The organism is Phaeobacter sp. SYSU ZJ3003 (assembly GCF_041300735.1).
In the GTDB taxonomy this organism is placed as follows: domain Bacteria; phylum Pseudomonadota; class Alphaproteobacteria; order Rhodobacterales; family Rhodobacteraceae; genus Phycobacter; species Phycobacter gallaeciensis_A.
In genome coordinates, this window is the sequence record NZ_PXNU01000078.1 from 1 (window position 1) to 15,744 (window position 15,744).

Below are 15,744 nucleotides of genomic sequence, written 5' to 3' on the forward strand. Positions count from 1 at the left end.
ACGGTGAAGGCGCAAAAGCAGAGCGGCGGGCAGCGGCTCTTGCAGGAGCTGGAGCTCTGGGAGGTCTCGCTTGTGACCTTCCCGATGCTGCCTGAGGCGCGGGTGGCAGCCAAGTCTGATGTGCCCGCGCAGGTATTGGACAAGCTCCGTGCCGGGGACCGGCTGACGGAGCGGGAGTTTGAACGCATGGCCAAGGGAATTGGCCTTTCAAACTCGCAGGCGGAGCGTGCCGCGCGCATCCACCTGAAGGGGCAGGGGGAGCCTGCCACAGCGGAGAGCGAGGCGGTGTCGTTTTACGCCGCGATGCTGGGTTCCTGACCCGCAAATAATCCTAACATTTAGAGGAGGTTCCCCATGTCGGGAGAGACCAAGACCGCTGCTGAGCTGGCAGCGGAAACGAAAGCTGCGTTTGATCGTCAGTTTGACGCGGTAAAAGCCATTGCCGAGGATGCCCTGGGTAAGGCGCAGGCCGGTGAAGAGCTGGGCCGGTCGGTCAAGGAAAAGGCCGATGAGGCCCTGGTGGAAATGAACGGCCTCAAATCCACGCTGACCGAGCTGGAGCAGAAGCTGGACCGCGATGGCGGTGCGGCGGGGACCGAGCACAAGACCGTGGGGCAGCAGTTCGTCGAGAGCGACGAGTTCAAGTCCTTCGGAGAAGATGGGTTTGGCCGCAATTCCAAGGCGCGGATGGAGCTGAAGGCCTCGCTCACGCTGGCGACCACGGATACCGATGGTGCAGTGGGGGCCGGGGTTGGCGCAACGCGCCTTCCGGGCATTCAGGAGATGCCGCAGCGGCGGATGACGGTGCGCGATCTGCTGTCGCCGGGCCGGATGGATGGCAACACGCTGGAATATGTGCAGGAGACCGGGTTCAACAACAACGCCGCGCCTGTTGCCGAAGGCGGCCCGAAGCCGGGATCGGACATCAAACTCACTGAAAAATCCACCGGGGCCAAGGTGATCGCGCATCACATGAAGGTGTCGCGCCAGGCGCTGAGCGATGTCTCGCAGCTGCGCTCGATGATTGACCAGCGCCTGCTCTACGGGCTGGACTTCAAGGAAGAGGTGCAGATCCTGAATGGCGATGGCACCGGGCAGAACCTGCATGGGATCATTCCCAATGCGACGGCCTATGCGCCTGCCTTTGCGGTTGGGGCGGAGACTGTGATCGACAAGCTGCGGCTTGCGATGCTGCAGGCGGCCCTGGCGGAATACCCGGCGACGGGGCATGTGCTCAACCCGATCGACTGGGCGCGGATTGAGCTCACGAAGAATGCCAATGAAGATTACATCATCGGCAATTCGCAGGGCAGTGCGCAGCCGATGCTGTGGCGTCTGCCGGTGGTCCAGACGCAGGCGATCACGGTGGACAAGTTCCTGACCGGGGCGTTCCGCATGGGTGGCCAGGTCTTTGACCGCTGGGATGCCTCGATCGAGACCGGTTATGAAAACGATGACTTCACCCGGAACATGGTGACGATCCTGGCCGAGGAGCGCCTGGCGCTGGCGATCTATCGCCCGGAGGCCTTCATCTACGGGGATCTGGGCTTTGTTGTCTGATCCGGAGTGATCTGAGCCACCAGGGGCGCGCAGTTTTGCGCGCCCTTTTCTTTTGAAAGAGCGGGAGAAAGCCCATGAAATACATCGTCAAACGTCCGCATCAGGGCGACCAGTGGTACAATGAAGGAGACGCGCGGGAGGCGGATCCGCGCGATGTGGCGCATCTGGTGGCGCGCGGCGTGCTTGTTCTGCCCGAAGAGGAAGAGGCTGCAGAGGCGCTTGAGGATCCGGAGGGCAGCAAGGCCAGCCCGGTTCCGGAAACCAAGGCCTCCGAGCCTGCTGAAACCAAAGGGCAGGAGTAGGCCGCGATGTGGCTGGAACGGCTCTCTGGTGGCAATGCGGCGCTGATCACGCTTGCGGATGCAAAAGACAAGCTGCGGATCCTCACGCCGGAGGGGGAAGATCCGGAGCTTGATGCGGAGATCACCCGGGCCATTGCTGCGGCTTCAACGCATCTGGATGTGGATGGCGATGGCTTTGGAGGCCTCGGCTTTCCTCTCGTGGCGCAGCAATGGGTGCGCAAGGGGGCAGGGTTCACGGGCGATCTGCTGCGCCTGCCGTTTGCGCGGATCCACTCGGTGGATGCGGTGCGCTGCCTTCAGGAGGATGGGACCAGCCTGACCGTGCCGCCTGGGGATTACATCCTTGCCGGATCCGGCCGCGCGCGGCGCATTGAGCTGCTGCCCGGGAAATCCTGGCCACCCCATGCCATGCGCGCTGATGCGGTGGAGATCGTGTTCACGGCGGGCTTTGCCGCCGCTGAGGACGTGCCAGAGGATATCCGGGCGGCGGCGCGTGAGCTGGTGAAGCTCTATTATGATCATCCGCTGGCGGATGCGGCTCTGGGTATTCCGGAGCAGGTGCAGCGCGGGGTGGATCGGCTGACCCGCCGCTACCGGGCCTTTGCAGGATGAAGGCCGGAGCGGCGCCGCGGCTGGATCGGCGGATCGTAATCCTTGAGGCGAGCTTTGTGGAGAATGAGGCCGGGGAAGAGATTGCCACCGGCTGGGCGGAATATGCCGAGGAGCGGGTGCAATACACGCCGGTCTCTGATGGTGAGCGCATGCGGGCAGCATCCGTGGAGCAAAAAACGGATGCGCGGTTTGTTGTCCGCTGGTCGGTCCGGATGGCGGCGGTCAGTGGTGAGAACCGGATCCGGTTTGACGGGGCGGACTGGCGGATCACCGGGGTGAAGGAGATCGGCCGCGGGCTCTGGATCGAGATTACCGCGTGGAAAGTCTGATAGCTGCAAGCGGAGGATCTTCCGAAGCGTGCAGCCCGTGGTTTGCGTCGAGATAGGGATAGTGCCACGGGCTGCAGCGTCTCCAGTCTGTTCCTCATTCAACAACGTCCGGATTGCTCAAAGATTAACGGAATGAGCGTTTGAGAGGATTTTTTGGATGAGACAAGGATCCCTTACATCTCATCGAATGGGCGTTGGGGGAGTTTGTGTGGGGCTGGGCAAAGGATGTGCAGCCCGCGATGTTGCTCAGTAGGGGCGGAGGTTATCGCGGGCTGCTCCTTCGGTAGGAGCTCTCATGTCTACCGTCATAGAAGTTAACGGAAGGTTAGCTGGTGATTAACAATTTGGGCATTTAACGCGCAATTATTGGGCAGGGATCTCTGACATGTCAGTCAAGATGAAGATCGAAGGCGCCGGTGACATCGAGCGGGCGCTGGGGCAGTTGGCGCGGGGCACGGCCAAGGGCGTGCAGCGGCGGGCAATGAAGAAGGCCCTGCAGCCGGTTGCGGCGATGGCCGATGCGTTGTCACCCTTTACGGTGAAGGTCACCAGCAAGCTGACGGCCCGGCAGGCACGGGAGGCGCGCAGTGACCGGGGGCGCAGCAAGGTGGCGCTCTATGTGGGGCCGGTGCAGCCAGATGACAGCGACGCACCACACGGGCACCTTTACGAGTTCGGCACCGGACCACGAGTGCAGGCTTCGACAGGCAGGTTCGTCGGTGCGATGCCTGCGCGTCCCTTCATGCGGCCCGCCTGGGATGCCAACAAGGCGCAGATGCTGGAGACCCTGAAGCGCGAGACCTGGGCCGAGATCGAAAAGACCGTGGAGCGGGCGCGGCGTAAGGCGGCGCGGGCTGGCTCATGAGCATGGAAGGCGAGCTGAAGGATCTCCTGAAGACGCTGGGGTATCCGGTGGTCTGGGGTGTCTTTGACCGGGACGTGGGCTTTCCCCGGATCAGCCTGCAGCGGATCAGCAATGTGTCGGCCTATTCCCAGACCGGGCGCGGGGATGTCGAGACCGCGCGAGTGCAGGTGAACATCCATGCCCGCACCTATGGCGAGATCATCCCGCTCGCTCGTCAGGTCTCGCAGGTCCTGACAGACTATCGCGGCGGGTCTGTAATCCGCTGCAAAGAGATATCCCGCCGGGATGGGACGAACCCCTCCGGCGGCGATGTGATCCGGCTTCAGATGCTGGACATTCAGGTGCGCTACCGCGCCTGACCTCTGGCCGGGTGACCGGCTCAATCAACAAATGATGGAAGGAAGAAGCCAATGGCAGAGAATGTCATTCCGGGCGATCTCGTTGACATGGAATGGTCCGTCGACGGGGTGGACGGGAACTTTGCGGTGATCAAGGGCTGCAAGACGATCGGGATCCCGGAGGTTGACCAGGAATACCGGGACCGGACCTCGCTGGACAGCCCGGGCCGGTTCAAGGAATGGGGCCTTGGCCTCAAGGATGGCGGTGAGATCACCCTCAACTGCTTTTACTCGACCGAGCTTTACAAGCAGGCCGCGGCCTATAACGCGGCAGGCAAGCCGGTGTTCTTCCGGGCGACGCTGCCGCCGGGCGAGGGGCAGAGCACGGGCGATCTCTTTGCCTACAAGGCCTATGTGGTTCCGACGATCCCCACCACCGACCAGGACGGCGATCTGATGACGGATCTCAAGCTGCGCACCACGGGCGCGGTTGACTGGGTAGAAGGGACGGCAGCGGTATGATCAATCACGCGAAGATGAAGGTGGGCAAGACCACCCACAAGCTGAAGTTCTCCACCGCCGCGCTGATGCGGATGGAAGCGGAGAATGACGGCCAGCCCTTTGATGCGCTGGTGGATCATCTGATCAGCGGCAAGGGCGGCGCGTCCTTTGTGGTCTCTGTGCTGGCTGCCGTGATGAACGATGGCGCGGGCGGCGAACGGGACGAGGCCGTTGCCCTGGTCGATGGGGCAGGCGGCGTGCGCAAGGTGCTGACCTCTCTTGGTGAGGCCATCGCGGTTGCCTTCCCGGCCGAAGCAGATCCGGGCGCTGATCCCGATGAGGACGCAGAGGGAAACACCGAGGGAAACGGGCAGGCCGCAGGGGCGTAGACTGGCAGGCGCTTTACAGGTCGTGGTGCAGGCTGGGTCTGCACCACGATGATTTTGGCGCCGTCACCCTGCGGGAATACGATCAGATCACCCGGGCAGTGATCGATGGCAAGAACGACCAGGTCCAGGCGCGGCGGGTGCTGCAGCAGGAGCTGGCGGTTCTGATCAGCCATGCGGTCCACAGCCCAAAAACCATCCCCGACTTCACGAAGGCGGGGGCGGAACACTCCGGCAAAAACACGCGGGACAAGAAGAGCGATGCGCAGGCTGTGGAGCAGCTGCGCGCCTCGCTGATGAGCCTGCACTTCCACAATCAGAGAGGGGCATGAGATGGCCGCGATTATCGGCGCTCTTCGGGGCGTTCTGTCCATGGATTCGGCTGCCTTTGAAAGCGGCGCCAAGCGGGCCCAGTCCACCATGGGCAAGACCGAGCGGCGCATGCTGCGGATGGGCGCCAATATGGAGAAGGCCGGGCGGCGGATGTCGCTGGGCCTGACCCTGCCGCTGGCGGGCGCCGCTGCGGTGGCGGTCAAATCCAGCCTGCAGATGGTGGATGCGCAGGCCAAGATGGCGCAATCCCTCGGGACCACCGTCAAATCCATGCAGGTGCTGGACCGGGCAGCGGATCTGTCGGGCGTGTCGATCGGGGAAGTGCAGCAGGCAACCATCCAGCTGACCAAGCGGCTGAGCCAGGCGGCAGGCGGATCGGGCGCGGCGGCCAAGGCGCTGAAGCGGCTGCATCTGAACGCCTCTGATCTACAGCGCCTTCCGCTGGATGAGCGTCTGGCCCGGATCCAGGGCGCACTGGCGGAGTATGTGCCGCAGGCAGAACGCGCGGCGGTGGCCTCGGATCTCTTTGGCAGCCGGGCCGGTCTGATCTTCACCCGCATTGATGGCGCCACCCTGAAGCTGGCGGCCGAGGATGTGGGCCGGTTTGGCGTGGCGATCTCCGAAGTGGATGCGGACCGGCTGGAGACGGCCAATGATGCGATGTCGCGGATGGGGCTGGCCGGTCGCGGCCTCGCCAACCAGCTGACCATCGCGCTGGTGCCTGCGATGCAGACGGTGAGCGATGGCGCGGCTTCGGTGGCGGAATGGTTCAACGGGCTGGGCGAGGGCACCAAGCGGGTGATTGCGCTTGGCACGGCGGGGGCGGCTGCGCTGGGGCCGCTGGCCGTGGGACTGGGCCTCACTCTCAAGCTGACCGCGCCGCTCGGTGTGGCGATGGCGGGGATGCTGTCCACCGTGGCCCTGGCACCGGTGCGGTTCCTCGCGGCTGCAAAGTCTGCCGTGGCGCTGGAGATGGCGCTCGGGGCAACAACGACAAGGGCGGCGCTTGGCAGTGTTGCCATCAAGGGCCTGTCGCGGGGGCTGGTGCTTTTGCGCGGTGCGGTGATCACTACCGGGATCGGCGCGCTGGTCGTGGGGGCAGGGTACCTGGCGATGAAGTTCCACCAGCTGGTCACCGCGACCGGTGGCTGGGGCATGGCACTGCAGGCGCTTGGCGATCTGGCCTCGGGCGTCTGGCTGGGGATCAAGACCAGTGCCAGATCGATCGGCCCGGCGCTTGGTGCCGTCTGGGAGACCGTCAAGGCAGGCTTTCTGCGCATGATGGGCACGATCTCGGAAAACTGGTCCGCCTTCCTGTCAGGGCTGGCGGTTCGGGTGAAAAACATTCCGGGCATGTCGGGGGCCTTTGATGCGCTGAATGAAGCCTCTGGCCGGGCCTTTGAAGGCGTTGCGAGATACGACGCGCTGGCGGTGCGGGCTGCAAACAGCAGCGCGGCGCTGAAGAAAGAGGCCAAGGGGCTTGTGCGCGAGGGCTGGGCTAAGGCCGCGGCTGCGCTCAAGACGCTGACGCTGCAGATGGACAGCGCCAATGCGGAACTGGATGCGGGCGATGACAGCGCCGATGCGTTGAAGGACAGCCTCGAGGATCTGAACGATACGCTGGATGACGGATCCGGTGGCGGCACCAAGGGCAAGCTGGATAAGACGAAGAAAAAGGCAAAGGACCTATCCGAGGAGCTGAACGGTCCGCTGTCCTCTGCGGTCGATGGCGTTGCGCGCTCCTTTGGGGACTGGGTGGCGAATGGCCTGCGGGATTTTGAAGGCCTCTGGGACGGGATCAAACAGGCGGCAAAACGCGGACTGGCGGATCTGGCGTCCTCCTTTGCGCAGAACACGTTGAAGATTGCACTGGGGCTGTCGATCACCGGATCCGGCAGCGCGGCCAGCGCAGGCACTGCCGTGCTGGGCGGTGGCGGCGGTGTGAACCCGCTGGGGATCTTGAGCAATGTCGGCGGTCTGGTTGGCGGGGGCGGTATTGCCGCCGGGATCGGGTCCGGCCTTGGCGGGGTTCTGACAGGCGGTGGCCTTGGCTCCAGCTTTGCCAACCTTGGCGGCCTGCTTGGTGGTTCATCTGGTTTTAGTGCTGGCGCGCTTGGGGCGGCCCTGCCTGCGGCGGGTCTCGTGCTGGGTGGCATTGCGCTTCTGGCCAAGGGTCTCAGCCGCAAATACGCAGGCTCGGGGATCCGGGGGCGCTTTGGCGCTGATGGCTTTGAAGGCTCCTCGATCGACTTTTACAAGGGCGGGTTCCTGCGCTCCAACCGCACCGACTACAAACCGCTGGAGGCAGACTTCGAGGCGGCGCTGGATCAGAGCGTCACCGGGCTGACCGATGGTGTGAAGGATATGGCGGCCTCGCTGAACCTTGGCACCAAGGCGCTGGAGGGCTTTACCAGTGAAGGCTTCACGCTCTGGACCAATGGCAAGAGCCAGGAGAAGATCCAGGAGGAGCTGCAGGCGCGCATTGAAGAGACCGGCGCGGAAATGGCCGAGCTGGTTCTGGGCACGGATGACTTTAGCCGCGCCGGGGAAACCGCGCTTGATACGCTGGGGCGGCTGTCGGGCAGTCTCACCGCAGTCAACGATGCGGCGGATCTCCTCGGCCATGGTCTTTTTGATGTCTCCCTGAAGGGCAGCGATGCAGCTTCGCAGCTGGTCGATCTCTTCGGCGGCGCCGAGGCCATGGCGGGATCCGTCTCCGCCTACTTCGGCGCCTTCTACTCCGAGGGCGAGCGCACGGAGGTGATCCTGCGGCGGCTGCGCGAAGAGTTCGGGGAGCTGGGCGTGGCCATGCCCGCAAGCCGGGACGGCTTCCGCGAGCTGGTGGAGGGGATCGATACCACCACGGAACACGGGCGCGAGCTTTACGCTGGCCTTTTGCAGATGTCCGGCGCCATGGCCGATGTGCTGCCGCAGGTCAGCGCCTATTCTGCCGAGCTGGCGGGCATGGTGGGGGAGATCGGCGGCGAGCTGGGCGCGCAGATCGATGCGGCCCGCGCCCGGGTCTCCGAAGAACGCGCCACGGCGGAAAGCTGGCGCCGTGCGGGCAGCGGATTGCGCGACCTGGTGGATGGTCTGATCACTGGCGATCTGACCGGCGCCAGCGCGGCGCAGGCAGAGGCGGCGCAGCGGGCGCGGCTGGACGGTGCGCTTGCAGCGGTGCGCAGCGGGGATCTTTCGGCAGCGGAGAGCCTGCCGGAGCTGGCCCGCGCCTATCTGCAATCGGCCCGGGCTGGTGCAGGATCTGCGCTGGAATACCGGCGGATTGCCGCAGAGGTGCAGGGCCAGCTGCGGTTTGCGGCTGGGGTGGCGGATCTGGAAAGCGGCAATGATGAGGTTCTGGCCGGTCTATACGAGCAGCAGATCGAGGTCCTGACCTCGCTTGGCAGCTTCCTGCAGCTTGAAGGGCTGACCGGCGATCAGATCGCGGATCTGAGCCAGGGCGTGCAGGATCTGGCAGCGGACTGGGATGGAACCGTCAGCGCATTTGAAACCTCCCTCGGGGCGCTGGAGGATGCGATCAGCCAGGCCGAGGCCTTCAGCTATGACGATCTGGTGGGGGCGTTGGATGTGGCGGTCACGCTGGCCGATGATGCGCCGCGCTGGCTGCGCCGGATGGTAGAGCAGGCAGACAGCGGGATCCGCACGACGCTGGACTTCATCATCCGCCGGGATGATCTGACGGCGGCGGACCGCTGGATTGCGACCCATGCCCTCTCGCAGCATGTGGCCAGCCTCGATTTGGTGCTGCGCGAGGATCTGGACCGGGCAACCCGGAAGCTGGTTCTCACGAACACCGAGGAGCTGCGCCGCAAGCTGACGCTGCAGCTGGGCCGGGATCTCGATCCGGACACTCGCGCCCTGGTGCTGACCCGCAGCGCCAACCTGTCGCGCCGGGTGAATGTGGCGCTGACCCGGGAGGGCGGGGACACCGTGGAGCGGCTGACCCGCCTGCAGGATCTGATCGGGGCGCGGGGGCAGGCCGGGCGCCTCAGCTTTGGCGGCGCGGTGCGCCTGACGGCGGATACCGTCTTCAGCGATCTCACTTCGGCCACCGGGGATCTGCTGCAGCCGATGGAAAACCTGCGCACCATGCTGGGGGATCTGCGCGCGGCGGTGCGGCTGGACACGGCAGAGCGGCAGGCACAGTCCAAGGTTGCCTCCCTGCAGATCCGCGGCGCCGGGCTGGCAGACCGCACAGAGGTCAAACGGGCAGGGGGCGCCGAGCTGATCGGCCAGATCGAGGATCTGCAGGCCTCCACCGGGATCAAGCTGCTGCGCGGGGCAGGCGAGGACGCCATCCTGCGCCAGCGCGAGGATGGCACGATTGCTTACCGCGCGGATTACACCAGCGGCGGCGCGGGGCTTGATGCCTTCAATGCGGCCTTCCGGGGCGCGGATGGTCTGGAGGCAAAGATCGCGGACTACAATGAGCGGATCGGCGGCAGGAACGACCGGCTGGAGCGCCTGAGGGCGCAGATCCGGGGGCTGGGCGGCATTCCGCAGTTTGCCGCTGGCGGCGCCCATGCGGGCGGGGTGCGCATCGTCGGGGAACGCGGCTGGGAGATCGAGCGCACCGGCGCCTCCCGCATTCACAGCCATGCCGAGTCAGTGGCGATGCTGGATAACCGCTTCGTGGTGCAGAGCGTCAACGCCCTTGCCAAACAGGTTGGGGTGCAGGGGCAGAGCATGGAGCTGTTTGTGCGCAAGATCGCGCAGTTCCTGGAGGACTGGGATGAAGCCGGGCAGCCGGAGGTGCGGGTCTGATGGACTTCAACATCATCGCGCCGATGGCGGTCACCGATACCGAGCTGACCGCCTCCAATATCCCCGAGGATGATCATCCGGAATGGGCTGCGGGCACCACCTACGCCAAGAATGATCTGGTGATCTCGCTCACCTCGCACCGGATTTACCAGAGCATGCAGGATGGCAACCTGGGCAAGGATCCTCTGACCGATGATGGCAGCTGGTGGTTCGACCTTCGGGCCACCAACCGATGGTCTGCCTTTGATCAGCGGCGGTCGAACACGGCGTCCCATCCGGACCAGATCACCTATTCGATCACCCCGACGCAGGATTGCGATGCGATCGCGCTCTTCGGCCTTACCGCCGGGTCCGTGCGGATCGAGGTCTGGGACGGACCCAGCCGGATCTATGATCAGACCTTTGTCATGGTCGACACCGGCCATGTGGTCAGCGTCTATACCTGGTTCTTCGGCGGCATTGTCTACACCCGCCAGAAGGTTCTGAACGGCTTTCCCGGCTACATCGGCCACCGCATCGACATCACCATCGCGGCGGTGGGGGCCACGGCCAAGGTGGGCCACATTGTTCTGGGCCGGAACCATCTTCTGGGGCAGGTGATGAACCTGCCGCGCATCTCCTTCGTCAGTCACAGCCGCAAGGGCTATGACGATTTTGGAGACGAGATCCTGGTGAAGCGCGGCTCCACCCGCAAGATCGAGGTGGCCTTGCTGGTGCCGACGATCCAGGCGCCGCGCGTGATGGACATCATGGCCGAGATCGATGGCCTTGCGACGGCCTTCTACGCCTCGGGCACGGGGCCAACTTACGGGATCGAGGGGCTGGGGTTCCTCGATGACCACGGCCAGCCGCTGGATGTGGCGGGCGAAAGCACATTCCCCCTGATCATGAAAACACTGAAATAGGACACGAGAGCCATGAGCTATCCGGAGTTCTCCGACTTCCCGCCGATCCCGCAGCGATCGGCGGCGGAGGCGGATTTTGACACCAAGATGTCAGCGCTGTTCCAGCACTTTGCCACCACCCACCGGGCGGAGCTGATCGCGCTGATCGACTTTCTGAAGACAAACAGCACCATCATTGGCGGTGCGCTGAACGCCACCACCGTGGGGCTGGATACCCCTGCGGAGGGGAAGTTTACCGCGCTGGAGGCGCCGCAGCTGGATCTGGTCAACGCCGTATCCGGGGTCCTGGCGGTGCTGGGGGCAAGCGCATCAGATCTCAACATCGGGACCAACTCGAACCACCCGGTTGATCTGAGGGTGGCTGGGATCAGGAGTATCCTTCTGTCCGTGAATGGGACCAAGTCATTTTACAAATCTGACGGCTCTACGGTGGCTCTCGCAATCACCCCGACAGGTGCCCTTGGGTTGGGGACTGTCAATCCTTCACGGCACTTCCACATTGCGACAGCGGGGACACCGATTACCCGCCTGGAGGATACGACTTCTGGTGGTGGGTACCTCGAGGCTTCTCAGCAAGGCCGAACCAGCGTGGACACGGTGGTCGGCAAAGCGGTCGTGGGGCAAAAGTACCTGGAGTTGCAGCAAGAAGGGGCTTCCTCGGTTGCAGCGCAGCGGTGGCTGGCGGACGGATCGATCGAGTTCTTCACTCTTGGGACAAAGGAAGCAGTTCTCGACTCTGTCGGCAATTTTGGATTGGGAACATCCAGCGTGAATGCCAAAGCCCACATTCTGGAAAGCTCCGGTGGGCTGGATGCCGTTAGAAGCGAGGCTACAAACGTGAGCTTTGCGGCAAACATGTTCACTGCAAACATGCACCGCGTCGGCAACGCAACGGCTGATTTTTTCCAGGCTTACAGTGGCAATTTTGCGGACACGGAATTCCGAATGCGTGCTGATGGGAATGCCTTCGCGGATGGCACCTGGGCCAGCAACGGCGCGGACTATGCGGAATACTTCGAATGGGTAGATGGCAACCCGGGCCATGAGGACCGGCGGGGTCTCTCGGTCGTTCTGGATGGAGACAAGCTCCGACTGGCACTGCCTGGTGAAGACCCGATCGGCGTAGTCTCGGCCAACCCGTCCGTGGTCGGTGACGGCGATATTGATCGCTGGAAGGGCAAGTATCTGCGGGACGCCTTCGGGGCCTATATCTGGGAAGATTACGAGGCGCTGAGCTGGACCGAGGTCGTCACTGAAACCGAGACGGTTCAGGAGCAGGCGAGCGAAGCGCAGGAGCGCACCCGCGAGGTGATCGAGGTGGTCGACGGCGTGGCGGTCAAAAGAACCGTGACTGAAACAGTGCAGGTGCCGCTGTTCGATGAGTTCCCGCTGGTCGATGAGGCAGGCCAGCCGATCATGGTCTCTACGTCCGAGACCTTGGCGGATGGATCGCAGAACATAATCGAGGTTCAGGCGGTCCACCGGGAGCCGCGCATGGCAGCGGTGCAGCGCCAGATCACCCGGGAAATCGAGCACAGCTACGCAGCTGACGAGGTGCCGGATGGTGTTGCAGTCCCGGCTGATGCCGATCGCGTCACGCAGCAACGCCGCAAGCTGAACTCGGAATATGACCCTTCACAGGACTACACGCCGCGCGCCGACCGGCCGGAATGGGACACGGTGGGCCTCATGGGCAAGCTGAGGCTCCTCAAGGGGCAGCCCACGGGTTCGCGCTGGATCAAGATGCGCGATGTGAGCGCGGATGTAGAAGAATGGTTGGTGAGATGACGGAACCTGGCCTGGTGGACTGGCTGTCCAATCTGATCGGCGGCGCGGCAACAACGCTGGTGGGCGCCGCGATCGGTCGCCTGATGTGGCACTCCGGCGAGGTGCGCAAAGGGCAGCGCCGCTTCTTCGGCCCGGAGCTTCTCTGGGAAATCCCGGTGGCCTTTGGCATGGCCATCATCGGGGAGGCGATCGCCAGTTACCTTGGTGCCAGCGCCACGGTCAGCACCGGCATCGTCGCCCTTGCGGCTTACATCGGCCCGCGCGGCGCCGAGGTGCTGCTTGCCAAATGGCTGACCCGCGCCAAACCTTGACCTGATCCCCCGAACCCTGAAACCGCCCCGCCAAGGATGCCCTTGCGCGGGGCTTTTGCATTGGAGGCTTTCCATGCCTGATATTCTCACCTTTGAAGCCCTGCAGAAGATCACCGGCCCGATCACGCCGGGCAGCAACCAGGCGCGCAATGCGCAGTCCTTCCTGCTGGCGCTGAACCGGCACGGGTGCGATCTGGGCCTGAACCAACCGCACCGGCTGGGCTACCTGCTGGGGCAGGTGCTGCTGGAATGCGGCGCCTTCCGCTATGACCGGGAAATCTGGGGCCCGACCGCGGCGCAGGCGCGCTATGACACCCGCACAGATCTCGGGAACACGCCGGAGCGTGATGGCGATGGCTACAGGTTCCGGGGCCGCACCGGAATGCAGATCACCGGGCGCGCCAATTACCGCGCCTTCACTGCCTGGGTGCGCCGCCTTGATCCCACTGCGCCGGATTTTGAGGCGGATCCCGATGCCGTGAACCTCGATCCCTGGGAGGGGCTGGGGCCGCTCTGGTACTGGACCGAACGTGGCCTGAACACGCTGGCCGACCGGGGCGATATCCGGGCCGTCACCCGGCGGATTAACGGTGGCTACAATCATCTGGCCGAGCGCAAACGCTGGACCCTGCGCGCGCAGCTGGTGCTGCTGGGATACGGTGCCACGGATCTGCGCGCCTTCCAGCGCGCGGCCGGGCTGAAAGTGGATGGCGTCCCCGGCCCGAAATCCCATGCGGCGCTGCATGCGGCTCTGCTGGCCCTGCCGCCCATCGCACCCCCGAAGCCAACACCCACAACCGAAACCTCCCGGATCCGCGCGCTCCTCGCCCGGTTCCTGCCCTGGCTGGCGGGCTGATCCGTCGGCCGCTTCCTTCTCACTTCAAAACAGAGGACACACCCATGAACTGGAATGACATTCTGCAACAGCTTCAGCCCGCGCTGATCAGTGGCCTGAGCTTGCTCCTGACCGTTCTGATCGGCGGCGCCGCCCAGCTAGCCAAGCAACGCTTCGGCCTTGAGATCGAGGCCCGCCACCGCGAGGCGCTGCACAGTGCGCTGATGAGTGGCGTCCGCGCCGCGATCGAGGACGGACCCGGCGCCGGAAAGGATGTGCTGATTGAACAAGCCGTGACCTATGCCCGCGAGTCGGTGCCTGACGCCATCGCGCGGCTGCGGCCCAGTGAGGAGGTATTACGCCGCCTGGTGGTCGGTAAGTTGAAGGAGTTGCGCGTGAATTGAGAACGAAGAAGACCCGCCAAATAGCGGGGCTTTTAGTTCATTCTGCACTGGGTGAGCTACTCCCCGATCGTTGGACAGGATCTGGCGTAATTTAAGCTACTCGTTGCACCTGCTGATCGGGTTGGTTGATATCATTTCTCTGCCAGTAAACCAGCGCTGGAGGCTTGCCGCCGAGGGCCGAGTGAGGGCGCTGGTGGTTGTAGAAGGTCATCCATTTACGGATGGCCGCCTTGGTCTCTGATCCTGTATCCCAGGCATGCAGGTAGACGCACTCGTATTTCAGGGTGCGCCACAGCCTCTCGATGAAGATGTTGTCCAGGAAACGGCCTTTCCCATCCATCGAGATCCGCACGCCCGACCGGCGGAGTCGCTCCGTCCAGGCGAAGGATGTGAACTGGGATCCCTGATCCGTATTCATGATCTCGGGCGGGCCGAACTTGTGGATGGCCTCGTTCAGCGCCTCGACACAGAGTTGGAGCGTCAAGCAATCGATCCGGGGGATCGATTGTAGCGAACAACGGCTTCCAGCGTGTTCGAGATCCGCCAGGACAGAACCTTGCGGGTGTGCCAGTCCATGACCGCCACGAGGTAGAGGAACCCGCGCCGCATGGGCAGGTAGGTGATATCCGAGCACCAGACCTGGTTCGAACGTTCCACCCGCAGACCTCTCAGCAAGTATGGATATGTCTTGTGCCCCTTCGCCGGCCTGCTGGTATTGGGTTTCTGGTAGATCGGCATCAAGCCCATGAGGCGCATTAGTCGGCGTATCCGCTTCTCGTTCACCAGGTGTCCGTCATTGCGCAGGTGCCAGGTCATTTGCCGGACACCGAAGAACGGGGTCTCCAGAAACTGCTCGTCGATCTGTCGCATCAGGCCAAGGTTTTGCTCGGTCTCGCCCTTCGGCTCGTAGTAATAGGACGAGCGCGCGATCGAGAGCAGCTTGCACTGCTGACCGATGGACAGCTGGGGATGGTCAGGCTCGATCATGCCGCGCCTCACTTCCCGCCCCAGGGCTTCAGCTTTCGTTCCAAAAAAGAGTTGGCCACCGCCAGCTCCCCGATCTTGGCGTGGAGCTCCTTCACCTGCTCCTCGTCGATCTCGGGCTTCTTGCGGCCACCGCGCTCGAATACCCCGGAGGCCCCTTCCAGCAGGGCTCGCTTCCATTGATGGATCATCGTGGGATGCACCCCGAACCGGCTCGCCAACTCGGCCGCCGTCTCCTCGCCCTTCAGGGCTTCCAGCGCGACCTTTGCCTTAAACTCAGGCGCGTGCTGCTTGCGTTTCGACATCTCTGATCTCCTTCTCGTCGAAGATCAGCAGACTGCAAATCATAGCTTACGTCACTGTCCGAATTTCGGGGGGTAGCTCAGGGGAAACCGTGCCGCAATTTCTAAGAGCAAGTGGTGATCACTTACATCGCTTCTTAGGGAAAGTCTGAAAAACCTCGTGCTCTGAGCGGGTTGCGGTAGACTGAGCGGGACCTTGAAGGA

The 15,744-nt window shown here is 63.7% G+C and carries 16 protein-coding genes and 1 pseudogene; 16 read left to right on the forward strand and 1 reads right to left on the reverse strand.

Annotation, left to right across the window (positions count from 1 at the left end):
• The 16 genes from C6W91_RS19530 to C6W91_RS19605 form a co-directional block, all read left to right on the forward strand.
• Positions 1-318 (forward strand): HK97 family phage prohead protease (locus C6W91_RS19530; protein ID WP_370571426.1); only part of this gene is annotated, 318 nt, incomplete at its 5' end.
• A gap of 36 nt (positions 319-354) precedes the next feature.
• On the forward strand, positions 355-1,560 hold the full coding sequence (locus C6W91_RS19535) for a phage major capsid protein (RefSeq protein WP_370571427.1): 1,206 nt from the start codon (positions 355-357) through the stop codon (positions 1,558-1,560).
• Positions 1,561-1,634: 74 nt separating this feature from the next.
• Positions 1,635-1,862: a hypothetical protein gene (locus C6W91_RS19540; RefSeq protein WP_370571428.1), complete on the forward strand. Its 228-nt coding sequence runs from the start codon at positions 1,635-1,637 to the stop codon at positions 1,860-1,862.
• Between the two features lie 6 nt (positions 1,863-1,868).
• A complete protein-coding gene (locus C6W91_RS19545; RefSeq protein WP_370571429.1) occupies positions 1,869-2,474 on the forward strand; it encodes a hypothetical protein in 606 nt (201 codons plus the stop codon).
• Positions 2,471-2,803 carry a head-tail adaptor protein gene (locus C6W91_RS19550; RefSeq protein ID WP_370571430.1) on the forward strand — a complete coding sequence of 111 codons (333 nt, stop codon included), beginning with the start codon at positions 2,471-2,473 and terminating at the stop codon, positions 2,801-2,803. The genes C6W91_RS19545 and C6W91_RS19550 overlap by 4 nt, the downstream gene beginning before the upstream one ends.
• A gap of 385 nt (positions 2,804-3,188) precedes the next feature.
• The gene (locus tag C6W91_RS19555) at positions 3,189-3,668 is read left to right on the forward strand and encodes an HK97-gp10 family putative phage morphogenesis protein (protein WP_370571431.1); all 480 of its coding nucleotides are present in this window, start codon (positions 3,189-3,191) and stop codon (positions 3,666-3,668) included.
• A complete protein-coding gene (locus C6W91_RS19560) occupies positions 3,665-4,027 on the forward strand; it encodes a DUF3168 domain-containing protein (RefSeq protein ID WP_370571432.1) in 363 nt (120 codons plus the stop codon). The genes C6W91_RS19555 and C6W91_RS19560 overlap by 4 nt, the downstream gene beginning before the upstream one ends.
• 51 nt (positions 4,028-4,078) lie before the next feature.
• Entirely contained in the window at positions 4,079-4,528 is a 450-nt protein-coding gene (locus tag C6W91_RS19565; RefSeq protein WP_065270991.1) for a hypothetical protein, read from the forward strand.
• The gene (locus tag C6W91_RS19570; RefSeq protein ID WP_370571433.1) at positions 4,525-4,896 is read left to right on the forward strand and encodes a hypothetical protein; all 372 of its coding nucleotides are present in this window, start codon (positions 4,525-4,527) and stop codon (positions 4,894-4,896) included. The genes C6W91_RS19565 and C6W91_RS19570 overlap by 4 nt, the downstream gene beginning before the upstream one ends.
• Positions 4,897-4,994: 98 nt before the next feature.
• On the forward strand, positions 4,995-5,225 hold the full coding sequence (locus tag C6W91_RS19575) for a hypothetical protein (protein WP_370571434.1): 231 nt from the start codon (positions 4,995-4,997) through the stop codon (positions 5,223-5,225).
• Position 5,226: 1 nt separating this feature from the next.
• Positions 5,227-10,011, forward strand: coding sequence for a hypothetical protein (locus tag C6W91_RS19580; RefSeq protein WP_370571435.1), 4,785 nt, complete (start codon positions 5,227-5,229; stop codon positions 10,009-10,011).
• Entirely contained in the window at positions 10,011-10,916 is a 906-nt protein-coding gene (locus C6W91_RS19585) for a hypothetical protein (protein WP_370571436.1), read from the forward strand. Before C6W91_RS19580 ends, C6W91_RS19585 begins: the two co-directional genes overlap by 1 nt.
• Positions 10,917-10,928: 12 nt before the next feature.
• On the forward strand, positions 10,929-12,704 hold the full coding sequence (locus C6W91_RS19590; RefSeq protein WP_370571437.1) for a peptidase G2 autoproteolytic cleavage domain-containing protein: 1,776 nt from the start codon (positions 10,929-10,931) through the stop codon (positions 12,702-12,704).
• A complete protein-coding gene (locus C6W91_RS19595) occupies positions 12,701-13,015 on the forward strand; it encodes a phage holin family protein (RefSeq protein ID WP_368981664.1) in 315 nt (104 codons plus the stop codon). The genes C6W91_RS19590 and C6W91_RS19595 overlap by 4 nt, the downstream gene beginning before the upstream one ends.
• A gap of 73 nt (positions 13,016-13,088) precedes the next feature.
• Entirely contained in the window at positions 13,089-13,871 is a 783-nt protein-coding gene (locus tag C6W91_RS19600) for a glycoside hydrolase family 19 protein (protein ID WP_370571438.1), read from the forward strand.
• Between the two features lie 44 nt (positions 13,872-13,915).
• Positions 13,916-14,254: a hypothetical protein gene (locus C6W91_RS19605; protein WP_370571439.1), complete on the forward strand. Its 339-nt coding sequence runs from the start codon at positions 13,916-13,918 to the stop codon at positions 14,252-14,254.
• 91 nt (positions 14,255-14,345) lie between these two features.
• On the opposite strand, the pseudogene C6W91_RS19610 reads toward C6W91_RS19605, so the two are convergent.
• A pseudogene (locus C6W91_RS19610) lies at positions 14,346-15,543 on the reverse strand (IS3 family transposase).
• Positions 15,544-15,744: the final 201 nt, after the last annotated feature.

Bases quoted from the DNA above. Each gene is read 5' to 3' on its own strand.
- C6W91_RS19535 (WP_370571427.1), top strand. From the start codon at position 355: ATGTCGGGAGAGACCAAGACCGCTGCTGAGCTGGCAGCGGAAACGAAA.
- C6W91_RS19540 (WP_370571428.1), top strand. From the start codon at position 1,635: ATGAAATACATCGTCAAACGTCCGCATCAGGGCGACCAGTGGTACAAT.
- C6W91_RS19545 (WP_370571429.1), top strand. From the start codon at position 1,869: ATGTGGCTGGAACGGCTCTCTGGTGGCAATGCGGCGCTGATCACGCTT.
- C6W91_RS19550 (WP_370571430.1), top strand. From the start codon at position 2,471: ATGAAGGCCGGAGCGGCGCCGCGGCTGGATCGGCGGATCGTAATCCTT.
- C6W91_RS19555 (WP_370571431.1), top strand. From the start codon at position 3,189: ATGTCAGTCAAGATGAAGATCGAAGGCGCCGGTGACATCGAGCGGGCG.
- C6W91_RS19560 (WP_370571432.1), top strand. From the start codon at position 3,665: ATGAGCATGGAAGGCGAGCTGAAGGATCTCCTGAAGACGCTGGGGTAT.
- C6W91_RS19565 (WP_065270991.1), top strand. From the start codon at position 4,079: ATGGCAGAGAATGTCATTCCGGGCGATCTCGTTGACATGGAATGGTCC.
- C6W91_RS19570 (WP_370571433.1), top strand. From the start codon at position 4,525: ATGATCAATCACGCGAAGATGAAGGTGGGCAAGACCACCCACAAGCTG.
- C6W91_RS19580 (WP_370571435.1), top strand. From the start codon at position 5,227: ATGGCCGCGATTATCGGCGCTCTTCGGGGCGTTCTGTCCATGGATTCG.
- C6W91_RS19585 (WP_370571436.1), top strand. From the start codon at position 10,011: ATGGACTTCAACATCATCGCGCCGATGGCGGTCACCGATACCGAGCTG.
- C6W91_RS19590 (WP_370571437.1), top strand. From the start codon at position 10,929: ATGAGCTATCCGGAGTTCTCCGACTTCCCGCCGATCCCGCAGCGATCG.
- C6W91_RS19595 (WP_368981664.1), top strand. From the start codon at position 12,701: ATGACGGAACCTGGCCTGGTGGACTGGCTGTCCAATCTGATCGGCGGC.
- C6W91_RS19600 (WP_370571438.1), top strand. From the start codon at position 13,089: ATGCCTGATATTCTCACCTTTGAAGCCCTGCAGAAGATCACCGGCCCG.
- C6W91_RS19605 (WP_370571439.1), top strand. From the start codon at position 13,916: ATGAACTGGAATGACATTCTGCAACAGCTTCAGCCCGCGCTGATCAGT.